The following is an 18,480-nucleotide window of genomic DNA, read 5'->3' as shown; positions in this document are numbered from 1 at the left end:
ATTTCATCTCCTTTTACCTACGTTAATTTTCCAATGTGTAAACATTCTTAATATATATTCTAAAGGTCCATATCTAAGATACCTTTGATACCATGATGCTAAGATCATTTGAAGTATGTAAAATACAACAAAAGTTAGACATGTTAATATGAGCACATCTTTTCCAAACAAACCTAATCCATAGCTATATAGCACAAGCGTTCCGAAAACACTTTGCATAATGTACATCGATAATGACATTCTTCCAAGATTCTCAAATCCTCTGAATATCATATTTTCCTGATATGTCTGGTAAAAATATTTAAATAAACATATTAGCCCAATTGCTAACAGGATTCCAAATATACTTAATAAACTTGCAGAAATATTTTCATTTGATAACCATAAGTATGAAGATTTTCCTATTATTGAAATCGGAATGAGATAAATAAACATTTTAGAAAATCGAGATTTTTTCACATTTTTCTCAAACCATTTGTATCTCGACAAACAAATACCCAATGTGAAAAATGGAACTTCTACTATCATAATCATTAAGAACATCCATCCCATTGCATCTCCTAATTCATTTTTAAATTCTAATAACATAGGATCTTTAATTTGTTCGTCTGCATTACGGATGTCCCAGTAACTGCCTTCACTAAACAATGTCTTAACTTCATGTACGTAACTGGCTTTATCATCTTCATTTAAAAATGGTTCTGAACCATCAAATAATGGAATAGCAGACATACCTATTGTGAATACAAACCCTAAAATTGTAATCCACTTAAAAAATCTGTTTCCTAAAGATATAAATGGTATAACTAATAACATTGTTAATCCGTAACCGAATAATATGTCACCTTCCCATATGAAATAAGCATGCAAACTACCAAATATCATTAAAAACAATGACCTTCTAAACAGTTTCAATCTTGGCCTTTTAATTTGTTTTGTTTTCATAGATTGATAAAGCTTATCTAAGGAAAAGCCAAATAAAATCGCAAAAATTGGCATAAAACTACCTTCAAAAATAATTTTAATAAAATGATAGACAGCTTGGTTCACACCACTTAAATGAAAATGTTCTATGTATAATTGACCTGTTAATCCAAATTGAAATATTAACAAATTAGCCATAAATATTCCAAATAAACTAAATCCTCTTAATGCATCCGCAACTTCTATTCTTTTCATCTTTGTTTCACCTCACTTATCATCATATCAACCCAAAATAAATTTGAGCTTATGTGTACCTTAAATCTATCTTAAATTTGCTTACTAAGGTAGATATCGACAGACTGAGGATATACAATTATCTTTAACGAGGTGTTAAAAGTGGCAGCAAAAATATTAATAATAGAAGATGATTTTGATATACAAACATTAATTAAAATTTCTCTATCAAACAAACAATTAGGCGACATATATTTAGCAAATAATAAATCAGAAGCTGAGCTTTTACTGAAAAATAATTATTTTGACATTGTACTTCTTGATTTAAATTTGAACTCAGAGAACGGCTATGAACTTGTTAAATATATTAAAAACAAAGATACAAAGCTAATCGTTGTAACTGCTAAAGATACAGATTTAGATGTATATAAAGGTTTTGAAAACGGCGCTGTAGATTACATAAAAAAGCCATTTGATCCTATAGAACTTGCCTATAGAGTCGGTGTACATATTAAGAACAACAATATATATAGTAATAAAAATCTAAAAGTAAACTTGGATACGACTGACGTCATTATAAATAATGACAAAGTGAATTTAACATCAAGAGAGTATGATTTACTAACTTATTTTATAAAAAATAAGAATCAAGTATTAACTAAAAGTCAAATCTACGAACGTGTTTGGGGATATTCAATAAGCGTAGATGATAATACATTGATGGTTCACATTAGGACTTTACGAAAGAAAATAGAAGATGATGCCAACAACCCTCAACTCATTCAGACAGTTCGAGGAAAAGGCTACATTTATCGAGGTTGAGAATATGAACAAACGTTTTACATGGAAGTTTATGAAATATATATTCATTTTCTTGTCTATCACTTTAATATTAACAAGCGTTGGCATTGGTTTGTTTTTCATAAATGCTATTAAAATATCTTATACGAGTTTAAGTGAAGTTGATGATTTTTATATGGAATCCTCCATTTCTAAAGAAAAAAATGAATATATCTTGAGTGACGATTTAAAAGAAAAGTTAAAAAAAGAAAACGCTCAATTATATGTTATTGATGATCAAGCAAATGTTTTATACCCTAAACAACATAAAAATATAAAAAACAAACTTATAGATAATCTTTATAACACTAAAACAATTCCTTTTAAAAAAAGAAATTTAAATGCAGCAATTATATATCCTAAAAATTATACACATCACTTAAATAACACTGAAAATATTGATATAGAGAAACTTATTAATAGTATGTACATGAATAATTACAATAAATATCAATATATAGAGAAGAATAACCAATTATCTTTCATAGATAATCCAGATTACAGAGAATTCGTACTTACTAATGAATTTACTGAAATAGAGAATAAAAACTTTTTATTTTTAGCTATATCATATCTTTCACTACTATTATTTAATCTTATTTTAGTCATTATTTTTGCATTTATTATCTCAAAACGATTATCTAAACCATTATTCTTTTACACTGATTGGATAGAAAATCTATCTAAAGGAAAATTATTTAAACCTAGTTCTAAACACTATAACAAAAGAAGTAAAAAGCTTTTTAAAGAACTCAATGATTCAGTTGAAACCCTTAATTTACAACTAACAAAAGATAAAATTTACCAAAATCAAATAAGCTATTATAGAGAAAAATGGCTAAATCAAATATCGCACGATTTAAAGTCTCCATTAACATCAATTTATGGGTACTCAAGGTTACTATCAACTGAAACAATAGATATAAAAAAATATGCCATATTAATCTCTGATAAGGCAGCATATATGACCAAGCTTATAGACAGTTTAAATAAGAACTTTAAAGAAGAAACAGATCAAATGTCTATTCATAAAGAATCATTCAACGTATCAGAAACATTAGAGCAACTCATTATGTCCATACAATACGAAAAACTTAAAGTAACAAATCATTTACAAGAAAAAGAATTTTATGGGAATAAACTATACTTCGAACGCATGATGATGAACCTAATAGACAACAGCATTGATCACAACAAACAAAATCCTAACATTCAAATTACGATTTACAATCAATCAAACGGGTTAATAATAGATTACAAAGATGATGGTAAAGGAATAAGCAAATCAACAGAAAAAAATATGCTATATTCAAACTATACAACTAAAGATAACAAAGAAGGACACGGTATAGGCTGTACCATAATAATGGATTGCATAACATTCCATAATGGAGCATTCAAAATAATGCCTACAAAAAAAGGTGTACATTTTAGAATAATCTTGGATAAAGAGTAAAAATCACGAAAGAAAAAGACGCTCATTGACTGAGCGTCTTTTTAATTTAATGACTTACTTCTGTATTAAGTTCTTCTTCATGATAATTAAAGTATTTGTTAGAAATATATTGTTGAATGATAAGTACGATCGCACTAGCACTCCAATACAGTGGTAACGCTGCGGGCATGTTCATACTTATGATCATTATCATTATTGGACTTAAATACATGATATATTTCATTTGTCCGTTTGATTCTTCTGGTAAATATTTTGTAGAAAAATATGCTTGTAATAAATATAATACCCCTGCTATAAGTGCCATAAATATGTCTGGTGTACCTAGATTAAACCATGCAAAACTATGACTTGCGAATGCTTCATTACGTGATATTGCAAAATACAATGCCATTAGAATTGGGGTTTGAATAAGCATTGGTAAGCATCCCATTTTTAATGGATTAACATCATTATCTTTATATAAAGCCAACATTTCTTGGCTATATTGTGTACGTTCTTGATCATCTTTAGCAGCTTTCATTTTCTTATTAATTTCTTCAATTTCAGGCTTTAACTGTTTCATTTTAAATTGCATTTTCTTTTGTCCTTTAAAAGAACGCAACATAAATGGCATTACAATAAGTCTTACGCATAAAGTAACAATGATAATGCCTATGCCATAACTATTGTTAAAGAATGAAGCAAAGTATTTAATAAGATAAACGAATGGTTCAACAAATGTTGAATGGAACATGCCACCTTCTTGTGGTGCACAACCACCTAGTAGTAGTGTTATTGCTAAAAATGCTAATACTGTATATAATTTTTTCAAAATTTCTCCTCCAATATATTAAATATGAATTAATATATTGGACAAGCGTCTTCTTCATCTACGGTCATGTATAAGCAACGTATTCTCCACCTTAGTATAGGTACAATCCATACAAAAATGTATTGATCCTCTACTTCAGTTGAAGACCTTACTATCCAATTTTTATGGAGCTTGATGCTTGCTTGCATTTGCAAGTAAACATACAAGAGTGTCAATAATAATGGAACAAAGTAATATATGCTAAATGCAACATAATTTATTAAAATATCCTCGCCTAATAAACCTATGAGCCATTCCATTAAGACCTCACTCCTTTCAAATTGAATATTATATTTTCATTATACAAGTTGTAGTTATTATATACAATCAGTAGCTATTTTCTATTAAAATACAGACACCTTTCTGTCTGACTTCAGACAACCCGAAGACTTACCAGAGCCTTTTAAAGATTGATTCCATTAAATTTTGCAATATAAAAATAAGGCCGAGACAATTAGTTTGTCTCGGCCACTATTTATATTTTTATTAAGGTTTTTTGATAAATGCGTATAAACTAATACTAAAGATAAATATTATACCAATAATCACGGAAATTCTTGTTTCTGAATTAAATAACATCCCAATGACAACGGCAATTAGCATGATAATCGTTATAATATTACTTACTGGTGCGAATGGCATTTTAAAGGGATGGTCTTTGATTTGTTCTCTTTTTCTAAAATTGATATGACTAATTAATATTGCAAACCAAGGTACCATGCCTGGTAAGACACCTGCACTGAATACATAGACGAATATGTCAGTATCTTTTCCTAATATTAAAGGTAAGACAATATTTAGTATAATACCTAAGAAAATACCTATTGAAACAGCTATAACTGCGATATGTGGGACACCATTTTTATTTGTCTTATAAAATATTTGAGATATTTGTTTTTGTTTTGATAACGTATAAAGCATGCGACTTGTACTAAATATACCCGAGTTACAACCTGACATTGCTGCTGTAATTACGACAAAATTAATAATAGTTGCTGCAGCAGTAATACCTACTTTTGCAAATGTCGCAACGAATGGTGAACCAATATGATTCACTTCGTCCCAAGGATATACAGTTACGATAATAAAGATTGAACCGATATAGAATATTAATATTCTCCAAACAACACCATTAATTGCTTTAACGATATTTTTCTGAGGATCTTTCGTTTCGCCTGCAGTAATACCAATTAACTCGATTCCTATGTATGATCCGAATACGATAGATAATGCAAAGAAGAAACCACTTATTCCACCGGTAAAGAACCCACCATGATCCCATAAATGACTAATTCCAATTGGATTAAAGTTATTGCCGATACCGAATAGTATCAATCCTAATCCTGCAATAATCATTAAAATAATAGTGACGACTTTTATAGCTGCAAACCAAAATTCAAATTCTCCAAACCATTTAACAGAAACTAAGTTTGCTGATAGTAAAATAACAACTACAGCTAAACCAGGTATCCATTCTGGTAAGTCTGGCCACCAAAATTTAAAATATGACCCAACTGCAATTACTTCACTCATACCAACAATAATCCAGTTGAATATACTACTTCCAGCTGTTACAAATGAAAATGAAGGATGTATGTAATCATTAGCAAATTTAGCAAAAGAACCAGTATCTGGGTAAACATAGACCATTTCACCTAAGGCTCTCATAATGAGGAATACAAATACACCTGCAATTGCATATGCGAGTAAAACTGAAGGGCCTGTCCATTTAATTGTACTAGAAGCACCCATAAATAAACCTACGCCAATTGTTCCTCCAATAGCAATCATCTGCATTTGTCTTGATGTTAATTCTCTTTTTAAGTTATTATTCATTTTTGCGCCTTCTTAATATGTATATATTGAATTTTCAATAAACATTTTTTTAAATATTTTATTAATATAGCATTTTTAATATCTACATTCCAACAATTCTTAATCAATAAATAAATAAATTCATTAGTTTAATCACAAAATCTACACAATTTCTCTAAATACTATCAGTTTTATCTGAATTTGTTTATAATATACTACTATGTTTACAATTAAACATTAATACAAATAAAAATAGAAAGGATAATTATCAATGACTCCAATAAATAATATCCCCAAGACTGAATTACACTGCCATCTAGATGGATCTGTGAGCATAGAACTTATCCAACAATTAGCACAAGAACAACAAATACATATTAATATAGAAGATATTCAAGTTGATCAAACATGTGACAGTCTTGATGAATACTTAAAATCTTTTGATACAATTTTAAAAGTATTACAAACAAAAGATAGTATTGAAAAAGCTGTTATAGATGTAGCTCAACAAGCACATAACGATAACATTAAATATATAGAAATCAGATTTGCTCCATTATTCCATACAGATAAAGGACTAAGCGTTAAAGAAATACTAGACTCCGTTAATATAGGCGCAACAAAAGCAGAGTCTCTTTATCCAATCAAAGTGAACATGCTTGTATGTGGAATGAGGCATCATGAAAACAAAACGAATATTGACCTCTTTACAGAAGTTAATCAACTAAATAAAGACAATAGTCATGTTGTCGGTTATGACTTCGCTGGCCCAGAAGAAGCATTCCCTACTAATACCATTCAAGAAGCCATTCAGCATACTATAAAGTCAGAAAATCATTTAACATTGCATGCAGGTGAATGCGGATGTATACATAATATAATAGAAGGAATTGAACTCGGCGCTAGAAGAATCGGTCATGGCGTAGCTGCTACGAGTGACAATACCGCACTAGAATACATTAAAAATCACAATGTATTACTAGAAATCTGTCCTACAAGTAACTTACAAACAAAAGCCATACAGACATTGGATGAACTCAACATAAGAAAACTTATAGAACAGAACATTCCATTTAATATCAATACAGATAATAGAACCGTTTCAAGCACCAATTTAAATAATGAATATACCCTATTGTATAATCACAATTTAATATCAACAGATGAAATTAAACAGCTAAATATTAAAGCCATAGACCACGCATTTATAACAGATGCAGAAAAAGGAAACTTGAAAACTAAATATTAATGACTATATACAAAAAGCATTTACCTCTAGGGCAAATGCTTTTTATCATAATAACTACTTCATAGTATGGACTACTAACTCAAGTAAAACGTGGTGATGATAGAGAGGTTATTCGTTCTCTGTATTTTTCTTTTTGAGAAAATATCTTTTTTCAATATAATCTGATATAAGTCCTATAACGGACCATATCAAGATAATAACTATCACATATTTACTTTTAACTTGTTCACTACGAGTTAAATATATTAAAGAAATCAATGAAATGATGCTCAATTCACTTATCTTAAATATCATAAAATATTTAAGATTCTTTGCTTCCTCTTGCCCTCTTAGCCAACTAAAAAATATAGCAAACGTTATAAATATAGGAACGATAAAATATAGTGCTCTCTCGAATGTAAATATTGCACTCAAACCTATACCAAGTCCTACAATTAAAAACGCAAATATTAAAACTAACAACTCGCGATTTTTCATCAATTTATTCATAGTATCTTACCTACTTTCAATATATAGTATTATACACCATTTTTACCATTATTTGTAATTTATACCACTATTGTAAACCTAATATAATATATGGTTTACAATAATGGTAATTATTAGTATTCTATTAATAATCATAAAGGGGGACAACATAATGAATTTAGGCACAAATATAATAAATGGACAGTTCTTAACTTTTAATGAGGCGTTAAATATATATCAAGATCCTGAAATCGATACTTTAACACTTGTGAATGAGGCTTATAAAGTGCGTCACCATTATTATGGTAAGAAGATAAAGTTAAATATGATTTTAAATGCTAAAAGTGGTATTTGTCCTGAAGACTGTGGTTATTGTGGGCAATCAAGAGATGTTAAACAGAAGTCTCAACGTTATGCGCTTATTCCAGAAAACCAAATTGTTGATGGTGCTAAAGTTGCTTCTGACAATAAAATAGGTACATATTGCATTGTGATGAGTGGTCGTGGACCTAGTGATAAAGAAATCTCTCATATTACAAGTTCTGTAGAAGAAATTAAAAGAAACCATCCTCAGTTAAAAATTTGTGCTTGTCTTGGTTTAACTAATGAAGAACAAGCTGAATCTCTAAAAAATTGTGGTGTGGATCGCTATAACCATAATATTAATACGAGTGCTAACTATCATGATGAAGTCGTAACAACACATAGTTTTGATGATCGTGTAAATACGATAAATATAATGAAAGACAAAAACATTTCACCTTGTTCTGGTGTAATTTGTGGTATGGGTGAATCTGATGAAGATATTATTGATATGGCTTTTACACTTAATGACTTAGACGCCGATAGTATCCCTATGAATTTTTTACATCCTATTAAAGGAACGAAATTCGGAAGTATGGATGACTTAACACCTATGAAATGCATTAGAATTTTGTGTATGTTCAGATTGATCAACCCTACTAAAGAAATTCGAATCGCTGGTGGTCGTGAAGTTAATTTAAGAAGTCTTCAATCTTTATCTCTCATGGTCGCAAACTCTATTTTTGTGGGTGATTACTTAATTACCGGTGGTCAACCTAATCAATTAGACTACGATATGATACAAGATTTAGGATTCGAAATTGATTGTTAAAATATTCTGTAAATTTAAGAATTATTATATTCTTTTATTATCTCAAATGATATAATATGTATTAAGTTTTCTATTTCACTTAAATGTGATTTAGGAAACTTTTTAAATTATGTTATATGTAAGCGCTATATTACAAGGGGGATGTATATGGAAGAACCAAATACACTGCTGACGATAGTTGGATTAGTTATTATTATTTCAATCGTTGCAATGTTAATTATGAAAAAGATTAGTCCAGTTGTAGGTATGATTTTAATACCTGTCATTGGAGCATTAGTGATTGGCCATGGTTTTGGAGACATACGTAAATACGTAGAGTCCGGTATTGATCAAGTATTCAACGTAGCAATCATGTTTATTTTTGCTATTATTTACTTTGGTATTATCTCAGACAGTGGTTTATTTAGACCATTCGTTAGAGGTATGATCAAACTAACTCGAGGAAATATCATCATCGTTGCCATCGTAACGACAATTATTGGTACATGTGCACAATTAGATGGTGCTGGTGCTACAACATTTTTATTAGCTATTCCTGCTTTATTACCATTATATAGAGCTTTAAAAATGAGTCCTTATTTATTAGTTCTTCTATTGGCATTAAGTGCCGCTATTATTAATATGGTACCTTGGGGCGGACCAATGGCAAGAACTGCTTCCGTATTAAAAGTCGATAATATTAATGATTTATGGTATCAAGTCATTCCACTACAATTAATTGGTATCGTACTAGCAATATTATTCTCAATTTATCTAGGATTACGTGAGAAAAAACGTATTTCAAAAGAATTTCCTGATGAAGAAAACATAAAAGTTGATATGGATAAAATTATTGCAAACTATGAAAAAGACCAAGAAGAAAATGCTTCAGTTAAAGGTGAAGCGACTAAACATACTTACATACTTTGGTTAAACTTAATACTTACAGTTATCATCGTTACTATGATGTTACTAGATATCGTTCCACCTGAATTTGCATTTATGCTTGGTGTGGCTATTGCATTACCATTGAACTTCCATGATGTAGATGAACAAATGGAAAGAATTCGTGCACACGCACCTAACGCACTGATGATGGCAGCAGTAATATTAGCTGCAGGTGTATTCTTAGGAATATTAAATGAAACAGGCATGCTAGATTCAATCGCCTTATCATTAATCGCTGTACTTCCAACAGTCGTTGGACCGTACTTACACATTATAATTGGTGTGCTAGGTGTACCATTAGACTTATTAACAAGTACAGATGCTTATTACTTTGCGATTTTACCTATAGTAGAATCAACAGCAAGTCAATTCGGAGTTCCATCACAATCAACTGCATTCTCATTAATGATTGGTAACGTAATTGGAACATTCGTAAGTCCATTCGCACCAGCCGTATGGTTAGCTGTTGGACTTGCTGAAATAAGTATGGGTAAATATATTAAATACGCATTCTTCTGGGTTTGGGGTTTCTCAATACTGTTGCTATTTATAGCAATACTAATGGGTATCGTTACAATATAGATTTGTCACTTAGTTAATAGACATTACAATATAAGAGAGCTTGAGACATTTGTGTCCCAAGCTCTCTTATTGTATGGTGTTAATGTTAATTTAGAGGATCTCTTGGATTAATCTACAACTTATCTCATTTTTTCAAAAAACTTTATTTTCATCGTCCTACCCAGACATAGAGGCTGAGACAAATTAATTGTCTCAGCCTCTTATCATTATACATATTAACTTTGTACGCTAATTATTTATCTTTTGATTCAGCTTTACGTTCAATTTTTGATAATGTTTTTTCTGCAAATGACTTACCACCGATACCGAATGAGATAGCAAATGCTACTGCTACTGCACCTAAGATAAGTAAGAATGCTACATTAACAATACTTTGAGCAAAGTTTAATTGATCTAAAGTCATAAATACTGAAACGATGATTACTAAATACTTAACAATTTCTGAAACGAATGTGTTACCTGTTGATTTCTTAATTAATTTAGATAATAAGTTACCACCAACAAAACCAATTAGTAATATGATTGCTGCTGAAATTACTAATGGTAAGTAACCGATAATTGCTTCACCAATTGTATTTAATACTTCTAAATTAACTGTATTCAATGATTCAACAACGAAGAATAATCCAATAATTGCTGAAATCACCCAGCCTGCAGCTGAAGGAATATCAATACTTTCTTTGTTCTCACCAAAGTTTACATAGTGGTTGTATTTACTAACATTTAAATTAGTTAGTAAGTTTTTAACTAATGTACCTAATACTTTTGCGATAAATAAACCTATTACTAATATTACAATCGCAACAATAATTCTAGGTAAGAAGTCTAATACACTACCCATCATGTTCTTAATAGGTGTTGATACAGATGTCATGTTTAATGCATCAAACACTGATGGTAAGAATAACAAGAATATAATGAAGTAAGCTAATTTACCAAATGTCTGAATTAATCCTTCAGACTCTGATTTACCACTTCCTGATTCAGTTAACCCCTTTTTCTCTAGCCATTTTTCTACACCAAGTGCACTTAAACCTTTTACAATAACTGTTTTAACTATGACTGCGATAAGCCATGCAACAATTAATAATATAATTGCACTAATCAAGTTTGGTATAAAACCAATAACGCTATCTAAAGCACTTAAAAACGAATCTGTAATTTTACTCATATTTAATTCCTCCTTTCTTGATATGTTACCCTAGTATAATAATAATAATCATATTTTAAATAATATTTTCAACATTATTCTGAAAATATTAATTTTAGATTCAAATTAAAGTTGGAATAAAAATTAATATGCTTCGTAGCTACACTTTTCTCCACTTGTGTGAATATAGATAAAACAAGAAGCTGAGAACAAATTAATTGTCTCAGCTTCAAATTTTCATTTATTTCCCACTATATATTCTTTATCATTCGCGTTTCACGTAAAACATTTCCTAGTTCTTCAAGCTCATACTTACCGTCTTTTTCAAATCCCATTTTCTCATAGAATTTAACAGTCGGAATATTATCTTCAAGTACCCAAAGGCTTAATTGATCAAATTCAGATTTCATTCTTTTTTCCGCTTCATTCATTAAAAGCGTCCCAATACCATTATGCTGATATTCTTGTAATAAGTATATAACCATAATTTCACCACATTTGTCACTCGTGTCTTCATCTTTATCTTTACTATACATTAGAAATCCAACAACTTTACCATCGACTTCCGCCACAATACATGGTGCATTAAACATATGATGTTTTTCAATATAAGACTCTAAGGACAAACTATCTAAATAACTGTCAGGAACAATCCCCTTATATGTAGTTATCCAAGATTCATAATGAACTTTAGCTAATGACTCTATATCGGATTCTTTTTTATTACGTATAATCATATAATGCCACTCCTTTTTATCTTGATAGTTCTAATTTAAATTTGTATTTTTTAGGATGATACAATACTTCGGAGTATTCAAATATTTCATCATTATTTAATATTGAGTATGCTTTCAATTCTAATAACGGCGTATTGGAATCGATATTGAAAGTTTCCATTGTATCCTTATCCGGTAATTTAGGAATGAACTCTTCTACTCTTTTTTGTATAGCATAACCTTTTTCTTTTAAATACCCATATTTCGATTTTGTCATTGCTTCAATTGAAAGATCTGGAAATAATTTAAACGGGATATATGCATTCTCTATAATTAAAGCTTCCCCATTTAAATTCCTAATCCTTTTAATATTATAAACTTTTTCATCATTGTTAAGATTGAGCATTTCTTGTATTAGCTCACTAGGCTTCATTAGACTAAATTCTGTTACTTCATTTTTGATAGCATCATGATATGGTTGCATTTCTTCAGTAAAACCTTGTAATTTAAATAAGTTATGTTCAAATTTTGGAAATGCTACATACGTTCCACTGCCTTTAATGCTAAACAATATTTCTTTATCTATTAATTTAGAAATAGCCTTTCGCACAGTTACCCTACTCACTTGATATTTCTCAGACAAAGCCTTTTCAGTTGGTATAACATCTCCATATTCAAGTCCTTGTTTTTTAATATAATCTTGTAGATTTTTCATAATTTCTTGATATAAAGGCATTTTTTTATCATCCATAAAAACCCCTCACCTTCGTATTTCATTTTAACACTTTGACCATCAAAAACATACATATTTAAAATATGTATTATATTTGTATTGATTTTAATAATACATATTGTATAATACACGTGAAAGGGGTTACAAATTAATGAAAAAATGTAAATTAACAATTGTAGGTGGAGGAAGCACTTATACTCTAGGAATATTAATGAGTTTAATCGAGGAATCCGAAAATTTACCACTGAGTCATATTACGCTATACGATACTGATAGTTCACGACAAGAAAAGATTGGACAAGCTGCTTCAATCTTATTAAAAGAACATTATCCTTCATTAGAAAAGTTTGAATATACAACTAATAAAACATTAGCTTTTAAAGATGTTGATATTATTTTCGTCCAAATTAGAACGGGCGGTTTGTTAATGAGAGAATTAGATGAACAAATACCTATACAACATGGATTGGTTGGACAAGAAACTTGTGGTGCTGGAGGTATGTCTTACGGGTTACGTTCTATATCAGATATGATACAACTTGTTGAAGATATTCGTTCAATAAATAAAGATGCATGGATTTTGAATTATACAAATCCTGCTGCAATAGTTGGTTTAGCGCTAGATAAAGTTTTTCCTAATGATGATCGATTATTGAATATATGTGATATGCCTATCGCAATAATGAAAAGTTATGCAGACATATTAAATGAAGATGTTTGGAATTTAGAAGCTGATTACTTCGGATTAAATCATTTTGGATGGTTTACAAAAATACGAAATAAAGATGGTCATGATTATACATCAGAACTCAAACAACTAATTCAAAATAATGACTTTAAACCAACAGATAAACTAATTGATAATGATCCATCATGGCAATCAACTTTTAAACAAGCTAAACAAATGGTAATGGATTTTAATGAATATTTACCTAACACATATCTACAGTATTACCTTTATCCTAACCAACTATCTCAGAAAGAATCTATAGAAAACACACGTGCTAGACAAGTTATAAACGGGCGTGAAAAGGAAGTATTTAATGATTGTGACACTATCATTAATCAAAATAATACACACAACATAGATATTTCAGGAGATATTCACGGTATATATATGATCCGCATCGCCGCATCACTTGTTTATCATTTAAATAAAAGATTTATTATAATCACAAGAAATGATGGAATTATACCTAACCTACCGAGTGACGCACTTGTTGAAGTTCCTGCTCTACTCGGAAACAATGGTGCAGAACCTCTTCATGTTGGTGAAATATCTACATTCTATAAAGGGTTATTAGAAAATCAATATGCTTATGAAAAGTTAGTTGTCGAAGCATACTTTGAAAATGATTATGACAAATTAATACAGGCACTCGTATTAAATAGAACAGTCATTGATACAAACAAAGCTAAAGATGTCTTAACTGATTTATTTGAAGCAAATAAAGATTACTGGCCAAATTTAAATAAAAAGGAGGGAAATATATGAAAATTATCATAAACGCGGATGATTTTGGATATTCAAATGGTGTGAATTATGGAATTATTGATGCACACAAAAATGGAATACTCACCTCCACTACATGTTTAACTAATATGCCTGGATTTGAACATGCTATCAATTTAGCTAATAACACTCCTGAACTGGGCGTTGGGATTCACTTATCGTTAACTTGTGGAAGACCATTAATTAACAATTTATATAGTTTAGTAGACAGTAATGGAGATTTTAGAGATTTATCTCATTACGAACAAAAATATTATATAGATGTAGATGAGCTATATGAGGAATGGAAAGCACAAATCGAAAAATTTCTATCAACTGGTTTAACACCTACTCATTTAGATAGTCATCATCATGTTAATAACTTAGAACTAATAAAGCCTATATTTTTAAAATTAGCATCTGAATATCATTTACCTATTAGAAATAATTTAGGCGATAAAAAAATTTTTCCACAATATAAAATGGTAGATTACTTTGAATATCACCCTGAAACTATTTTAAATTCAATAGAAGTAATTAACGATAAATATATAGAATATGAATCAATCGAAATAATGTGTCATCCAGCTTATATAGATAAATTCTTAAGAGATCATTCATCTTTTGTTATGCCAAGAATTGAAGAATTAGACATTTTAACTAGTGATCATGCGAAAAATACATTTAATGAACAAAACGGAATATCTTTAATCAATTATTCGGAATTGTAATGTCAAAGGGGGACATTTAGTATGATGAGATTCTTACAAAAGCTTGGAAAATCCATGCTTATTCCAATAGTAGCATTACCAGCAGCAGGTATTCTATTTAGAATTAGCTCTGAAGACTTATTGGATTGGAAACTATTTCAAGCATCCGGTGCAATATTTAATAATATTGATATTCTTATAGCTATCGGTATTGCGATGGGATTATCAAAGACTAAAGACAGAGGGATACCTGCTTTAACAGGTTTTATTGCAATTTCTATTTTAAAAGAGGGCTTAAATATTCTGGATTCCGATTTAAACATGAGCGTATTCGGTGGTCTCATTTCGGGTTTGCTCGCAGCTTGGGTTTACAATAAATTTAAGGATGTTGATTTGCCTAAAATATTCTCATTCTTTTCTGGTGAAAATTTCCCTATTACAATGATTATTGTAATCATGTTACCAGTAACAGGAATAAGCTTTTTAGTTTGGCCATATGCTCAATCTTCAATTGATTGGTTGGCTCAAACGTTAGTCAATTTGGGTGGTTTAGGCGTATTTATAAATGGATTCTTAAATAGATTTTTACTTCCATTCGGCTTACATCATGTATTGAATACTTATATTTACTTTGGACTTGGAGATTTCAAAACATCTGGAGGAGAAGTAGTCCATGGTGAAGTTACAAGATTCTTAAATGGGGATCCAACAGCAGGCTATTTCTTGAGTGGGTATTTTGTATCGATTATGTTTGGAGTTCCTGCTATAGCCCTAGCTATATCTAAAGCTGCAAAATACAACAAACAAAATACAAAAGCTCTTATGGGATCAGGTAGTTTTACTGCAATAGTTGCAGGTATAACTGAGCCTATAGAGTTCACTTTCTTATTCACTTCACCATTCCTATATTTTATTCACTCTGTTTATACTGGTTTAGCCGGAATGACCTTATATTATTTACACATTCGAGAAGGCTTTTCTTGGGGTGGTAGTATCATTGACTATGTTCTCAATTTAAGTTTATCAGACAAAGGTTGGATGATTATACCAGTAGGCATAGGATTTTTCATACTATATTTCATTACATTTTACTTCTATATCATTAATCGAAACGTTCCAATCATGGGGCAAATAGAAGAAACTAATTTTGAAGAAGAAAAATCTGATGAAGAAAAAGAGTTATCTTTATCACATAATCAATACCAATATATGTCTAAAAAAATACTTGAAAACATTGGTACTAAAGATAATGTAATTGAATATGAAAATTGCATTACTAGATTAAGGTTAGAACTTAAAGACACTTCTTTAATTAATAAAGATAAAATTATGCAAACAGGTGCTCATGGCGTTGTAATTATAGATAAACATAATGCTCAAATCGTCATTGGTCCTGAAGTAACAAAACTTGTTAAAGAATTTAATAAAGAAATGGATAACACTTAACTAAAAAAACTACCAACAATTTTATATTTGTTGGTAGTTTTTTTATATTACATTTCCATATCATGTATTTTCATCATTAATCCGTGTGGTACGTCGTCATGAGTTACTACATCTTTTTTATAAAATGTTTTTCCATCGTCTTTAGAAATCAGTTTCACGAAGTCACCTTTTTTAGGTTTGAAGTCTTTCGTTGATTCTAGTTTAACGTTTTCTGTTACTTCGTTATTTTTCTCGCTCACTACTTTTTCTGCTGTTGTTCCATTCTCCATATACCCGTAGTATGTGCTTTTTTGTGTTGAGAATAATAATAATGATGCTACTGCTATAGCAAGAACTGCCAAGCCACTAATTAATAATATTGCTGATTTTTTATTCATTGAGAATCCTCCCTAACCTACATCATAAAACGTCTTACTTAATTATGAAATGACCTTCGTGGAATCTTCTTAAATTCGACATATTTTTTTAGATGTACAGTTTGAAAAGTTGAATAACTTGCCATAAAAACTAAAAATCATCATAATATTAAGTGAAGAATATCTAAAGGAGTGGAAAAAATGAACCAAGAACAATTTGAAAAAATGAAAAATGGTAAAGGTTTTATAGCTGCACTAGATCAAAGTGGTGGTAGTACTCCGAAAGCTCTTAAAGATTACGGTATTGAAGAAGATCAATATAGCAATGAAGATGAAATGTTTACACTTGTTCACGAAATGAGAACACGTATCGTTACATCACCAGCCTTTACACCAGAAAAAATATTAGGTGCCATTTTATTTGAACAAACAATGGACCGTGAAGTAGAAGGCAAATACACATCAAACTACTTAGCAGATAAAGGTATAGTACCTTTCTTAAAAGTCGACAAAGGACTTGCTGAAGAAGAAAATGGCGTTCAATTAATGAAAGTTATTCCAGGTTTAGATGAATTATTAAAACGCGCTAAAGAACGCAACGTATTTGGTACTAAAATGCGTTCAAATATTTTAGAAGCAAATAAAGACGCTATCGCTAAAGTCGTTCAACAACAATTTGAAATTGGTAAACAAATCATCGAAGCAGGATTAGTACCAATTATTGAACCTGAAGTTAACATTAACGCTAAAGATAAAGAAGAAATTGAAGATATCTTAAAAGAAGAAATCGCTAAAGAATTAGACAAATTAAATGATGATCAATACGTAATGTTGAAATTAACAATTCCAACAAAACCAAATCAATATAAATCATTGATCGAACACCCTAACGTAGTTCGTGTCGTAGCATTATCAGGCGGTTACTCTAGAGAAAAAGCAAACGAATTACTAAAAGAAAATGATGAACTTATCGCAAGTTTCTCACGCGCATTAGTAACTGATTTATTCGCTGGTCAATCATCAGAAGAATTTGATAGCGGATTACAAGACGCAGTAGATTCTATCTATGACGCTTCTGTGAATAAAAATTAATTTGAAGTTGAATCATAAAACAGACTGAGATAAACATATTTTATAAATTTAAAAAGAGCAAAAATTCATTGTAAAATTGAATTTCTGCTCTTTTTCTTATATAAATTATTCACACTTCTTTCGACTTGTGTAAATATAGCTGCCCTTACTTACACTTCCCTCGACTTGTGTGAATATGGATGTCCTTGCTTACACTTCTTCCGACTTGTGTAAATATGGCTACCCTTGCTTACACTTCTCTCGACTTGTGTGAATATAGATATCTTTGCTTACACTTTTTCCGACTTGTGTAAACATGGATACCC

The 18,480-nt window shown here is 30.2% G+C and carries 17 protein-coding genes; 9 read left to right on the top strand and 8 right to left on the bottom strand.

All coding sequences use genetic code 11. From position 1 onward, the window contains the following. Nucleotides 1-3: 3 nt before the first annotated feature. Nucleotides 4-1,179: a DUF418 domain-containing protein gene (locus LQ608_RS10700; protein WP_239751838.1), complete on the bottom strand. Its 1,176-nt coding sequence runs from the start codon at nucleotides 1,177-1,179 to the stop codon at nucleotides 4-6. Nucleotides 1,180-1,320: 141 nt separating this feature from the next. Between LQ608_RS10700 and LQ608_RS10695 the strand changes: the two genes are divergently transcribed. Next, nucleotides 1,321-1,980, top strand: a complete 660-nt coding sequence (locus tag LQ608_RS10695) for a response regulator transcription factor (RefSeq protein ID WP_239751837.1) — start codon at nucleotides 1,321-1,323, stop codon at nucleotides 1,978-1,980. A gap of 4 nt (nucleotides 1,981-1,984) precedes the next feature. Continuing rightward, entirely contained in the window at nucleotides 1,985-3,454 is a 1,470-nt protein-coding gene (locus tag LQ608_RS10690) for a HAMP domain-containing sensor histidine kinase (RefSeq protein WP_239751836.1), read from the top strand. Between the two features lie 46 nt (nucleotides 3,455-3,500). Here LQ608_RS10690 and yidC read toward each other — a convergent pair whose 3' ends face one another. Both yidC and LQ608_RS10680 read right to left on the bottom strand, forming a co-directional pair. Further along, entirely contained in the window at nucleotides 3,501-4,265 is a 765-nt protein-coding gene (gene yidC, locus LQ608_RS10685) for a membrane protein insertase YidC (protein WP_239751834.1), read from the bottom strand. A gap of 525 nt (nucleotides 4,266-4,790) precedes the next feature. Continuing rightward, entirely contained in the window at nucleotides 4,791-6,140 is a 1,350-nt protein-coding gene (locus tag LQ608_RS10680; protein ID WP_239751833.1) for an amino acid permease, read from the bottom strand. Between the two features lie 250 nt (nucleotides 6,141-6,390). Between LQ608_RS10680 and add the strand changes: the two genes are divergently transcribed. Continuing rightward, nucleotides 6,391-7,368 (top strand): adenosine deaminase, encoded by a 978-nt coding sequence (add, locus tag LQ608_RS10675; protein ID WP_239751832.1) that lies wholly within the window; start codon nucleotides 6,391-6,393, stop codon nucleotides 7,366-7,368. Between the two features lie 108 nt (nucleotides 7,369-7,476). Here the strand turns inward: add and LQ608_RS10670 are convergent, their stop codons facing one another. Further along, entirely contained in the window at nucleotides 7,477-7,857 is a 381-nt protein-coding gene (locus tag LQ608_RS10670; RefSeq protein WP_239751831.1) for a hypothetical protein, read from the bottom strand. A gap of 151 nt (nucleotides 7,858-8,008) precedes the next feature. Here LQ608_RS10670 and bioB point away from each other — a divergent pair, with 151 nt between their 5' ends. Continuing rightward, nucleotides 8,009-8,971 carry a biotin synthase BioB gene (gene bioB, locus LQ608_RS10665; protein WP_239751830.1) on the top strand — a complete coding sequence of 321 codons (963 nt, stop codon included), beginning with the start codon at nucleotides 8,009-8,011 and terminating at the stop codon, nucleotides 8,969-8,971. Nucleotides 8,972-9,118: 147 nt separating this feature from the next. Then, nucleotides 9,119-10,480, top strand: coding sequence for a CitMHS family transporter (locus LQ608_RS10660; RefSeq protein WP_239751828.1), 1,362 nt, complete (start codon nucleotides 9,119-9,121; stop codon nucleotides 10,478-10,480). A gap of 232 nt (nucleotides 10,481-10,712) precedes the next feature. On the opposite strand, the gene LQ608_RS10655 is transcribed toward LQ608_RS10660, so the two are convergent. The 3 genes from LQ608_RS10655 to LQ608_RS10645 all read right to left on the bottom strand — a co-directional run bounded on the left by LQ608_RS10655 (nucleotide 10,713) and on the right by LQ608_RS10645 (nucleotide 13,097). Beyond that, nucleotides 10,713-11,651, bottom strand: a complete 939-nt coding sequence (locus LQ608_RS10655) for a mechanosensitive ion channel (RefSeq protein WP_078357886.1) — start codon at nucleotides 11,649-11,651, stop codon at nucleotides 10,713-10,715. Nucleotides 11,652-11,881: 230 nt separating this feature from the next. Then, nucleotides 11,882-12,367, bottom strand: coding sequence for a GNAT family N-acetyltransferase (locus LQ608_RS10650; RefSeq protein WP_239751827.1), 486 nt, complete (start codon nucleotides 12,365-12,367; stop codon nucleotides 11,882-11,884). A 16-nt stretch (nucleotides 12,368-12,383) separates the two neighbouring features. Then, nucleotides 12,384-13,097, bottom strand: a complete 714-nt coding sequence (locus LQ608_RS10645; RefSeq protein WP_239751826.1) for a GntR family transcriptional regulator — start codon at nucleotides 13,095-13,097, stop codon at nucleotides 12,384-12,386. A 133-nt stretch (nucleotides 13,098-13,230) separates the two neighbouring features. Here LQ608_RS10645 and LQ608_RS10640 point away from each other — a divergent pair, with 133 nt between their 5' ends. Genes LQ608_RS10640 through LQ608_RS10630 form a run of 3 tightly spaced genes read left to right on the top strand, consistent with a single transcriptional unit; the run spans nucleotide 13,231 to nucleotide 16,727 of the window. Continuing rightward, complete coding sequence (locus LQ608_RS10640; protein ID WP_239751825.1) at nucleotides 13,231-14,574, top strand: family 4 glycosyl hydrolase; 1,344 nt, start codon at nucleotides 13,231-13,233, stop codon at nucleotides 14,572-14,574. Further along, a complete protein-coding gene (gene chbG, locus LQ608_RS10635) occupies nucleotides 14,571-15,302 on the top strand; it encodes a chitin disaccharide deacetylase (RefSeq protein ID WP_239751824.1) in 732 nt (243 codons plus the stop codon). Before LQ608_RS10640 ends, chbG begins: the two co-directional genes overlap by 4 nt. Nucleotides 15,303-15,323: 21 nt before the next feature. Further along, nucleotides 15,324-16,727, top strand: coding sequence for a PTS transporter subunit EIIC (locus LQ608_RS10630; RefSeq protein WP_107509629.1), 1,404 nt, complete (start codon nucleotides 15,324-15,326; stop codon nucleotides 16,725-16,727). 47 nt (nucleotides 16,728-16,774) lie between these two features. Here LQ608_RS10630 and LQ608_RS10625 read toward each other — a convergent pair whose 3' ends face one another. Next, nucleotides 16,775-17,104 (bottom strand): DUF4889 domain-containing protein, encoded by a 330-nt coding sequence (locus LQ608_RS10625; RefSeq protein ID WP_078357888.1) that lies wholly within the window; start codon nucleotides 17,102-17,104, stop codon nucleotides 16,775-16,777. Between the two features lie 180 nt (nucleotides 17,105-17,284). On the opposite strand from LQ608_RS10625, the gene LQ608_RS10620 reads away from it, so the two are divergent. Then, complete coding sequence (locus LQ608_RS10620) at nucleotides 17,285-18,175, top strand: fructose bisphosphate aldolase (protein ID WP_119634091.1); 891 nt, start codon at nucleotides 17,285-17,287, stop codon at nucleotides 18,173-18,175. Nucleotides 18,176-18,480 lie beyond the last annotated feature (305 nt).

Origin of the sequence: Mammaliicoccus sp. H-M34 (assembly GCF_022386495.1) — a bacterium.
Taxonomy (GTDB): domain Bacteria; phylum Bacillota; class Bacilli; order Staphylococcales; family Staphylococcaceae; genus Mammaliicoccus; species Mammaliicoccus fleurettii.
Note: the sequence above shows the minus strand (reverse complement) of the source record. Positions and strands in the feature narration are given on the sequence as shown.

Coding starts and splice junctions, on each gene's coding strand:
- LQ608_RS10700 (WP_239751838.1), bottom strand. CDS start 1,179: ATGAAAAGAATAGAAGTTGCGGATGCATTAAGAGGATTTAGTTTATTT.
- LQ608_RS10690 (WP_239751836.1), top strand. CDS start 1,985: ATGAACAAACGTTTTACATGGAAGTTTATGAAATATATATTCATTTTC.
- LQ608_RS10680 (WP_239751833.1), bottom strand. CDS start 6,140: ATGAATAATAACTTAAAAAGAGAATTAACATCAAGACAAATGCAGATG.
- add (WP_239751832.1), top strand. CDS start 6,391: ATGACTCCAATAAATAATATCCCCAAGACTGAATTACACTGCCATCTA.
- LQ608_RS10670 (WP_239751831.1), bottom strand. CDS start 7,857: ATGAATAAATTGATGAAAAATCGCGAGTTGTTAGTTTTAATATTTGCG.
- bioB (WP_239751830.1), top strand. CDS start 8,009: ATGAATTTAGGCACAAATATAATAAATGGACAGTTCTTAACTTTTAAT.
- LQ608_RS10660 (WP_239751828.1), top strand. CDS start 9,119: ATGGAAGAACCAAATACACTGCTGACGATAGTTGGATTAGTTATTATT.
- LQ608_RS10655 (WP_078357886.1), bottom strand. CDS start 11,651: ATGAGTAAAATTACAGATTCGTTTTTAAGTGCTTTAGATAGCGTTATT.
- LQ608_RS10650 (WP_239751827.1), bottom strand. CDS start 12,367: ATGATTATACGTAATAAAAAAGAATCCGATATAGAGTCATTAGCTAAA.
- LQ608_RS10645 (WP_239751826.1), bottom strand. CDS start 13,097: ATGGATGATAAAAAAATGCCTTTATATCAAGAAATTATGAAAAATCTA.
- LQ608_RS10640 (WP_239751825.1), top strand. CDS start 13,231: ATGAAAAAATGTAAATTAACAATTGTAGGTGGAGGAAGCACTTATACT.
- chbG (WP_239751824.1), top strand. CDS start 14,571: ATGAAAATTATCATAAACGCGGATGATTTTGGATATTCAAATGGTGTG.
- LQ608_RS10630 (WP_107509629.1), top strand. CDS start 15,324: ATGATGAGATTCTTACAAAAGCTTGGAAAATCCATGCTTATTCCAATA.
- LQ608_RS10625 (WP_078357888.1), bottom strand. CDS start 17,104: ATGAATAAAAAATCAGCAATATTATTAATTAGTGGCTTGGCAGTTCTT.
- LQ608_RS10620 (WP_119634091.1), top strand. CDS start 17,285: ATGAACCAAGAACAATTTGAAAAAATGAAAAATGGTAAAGGTTTTATA.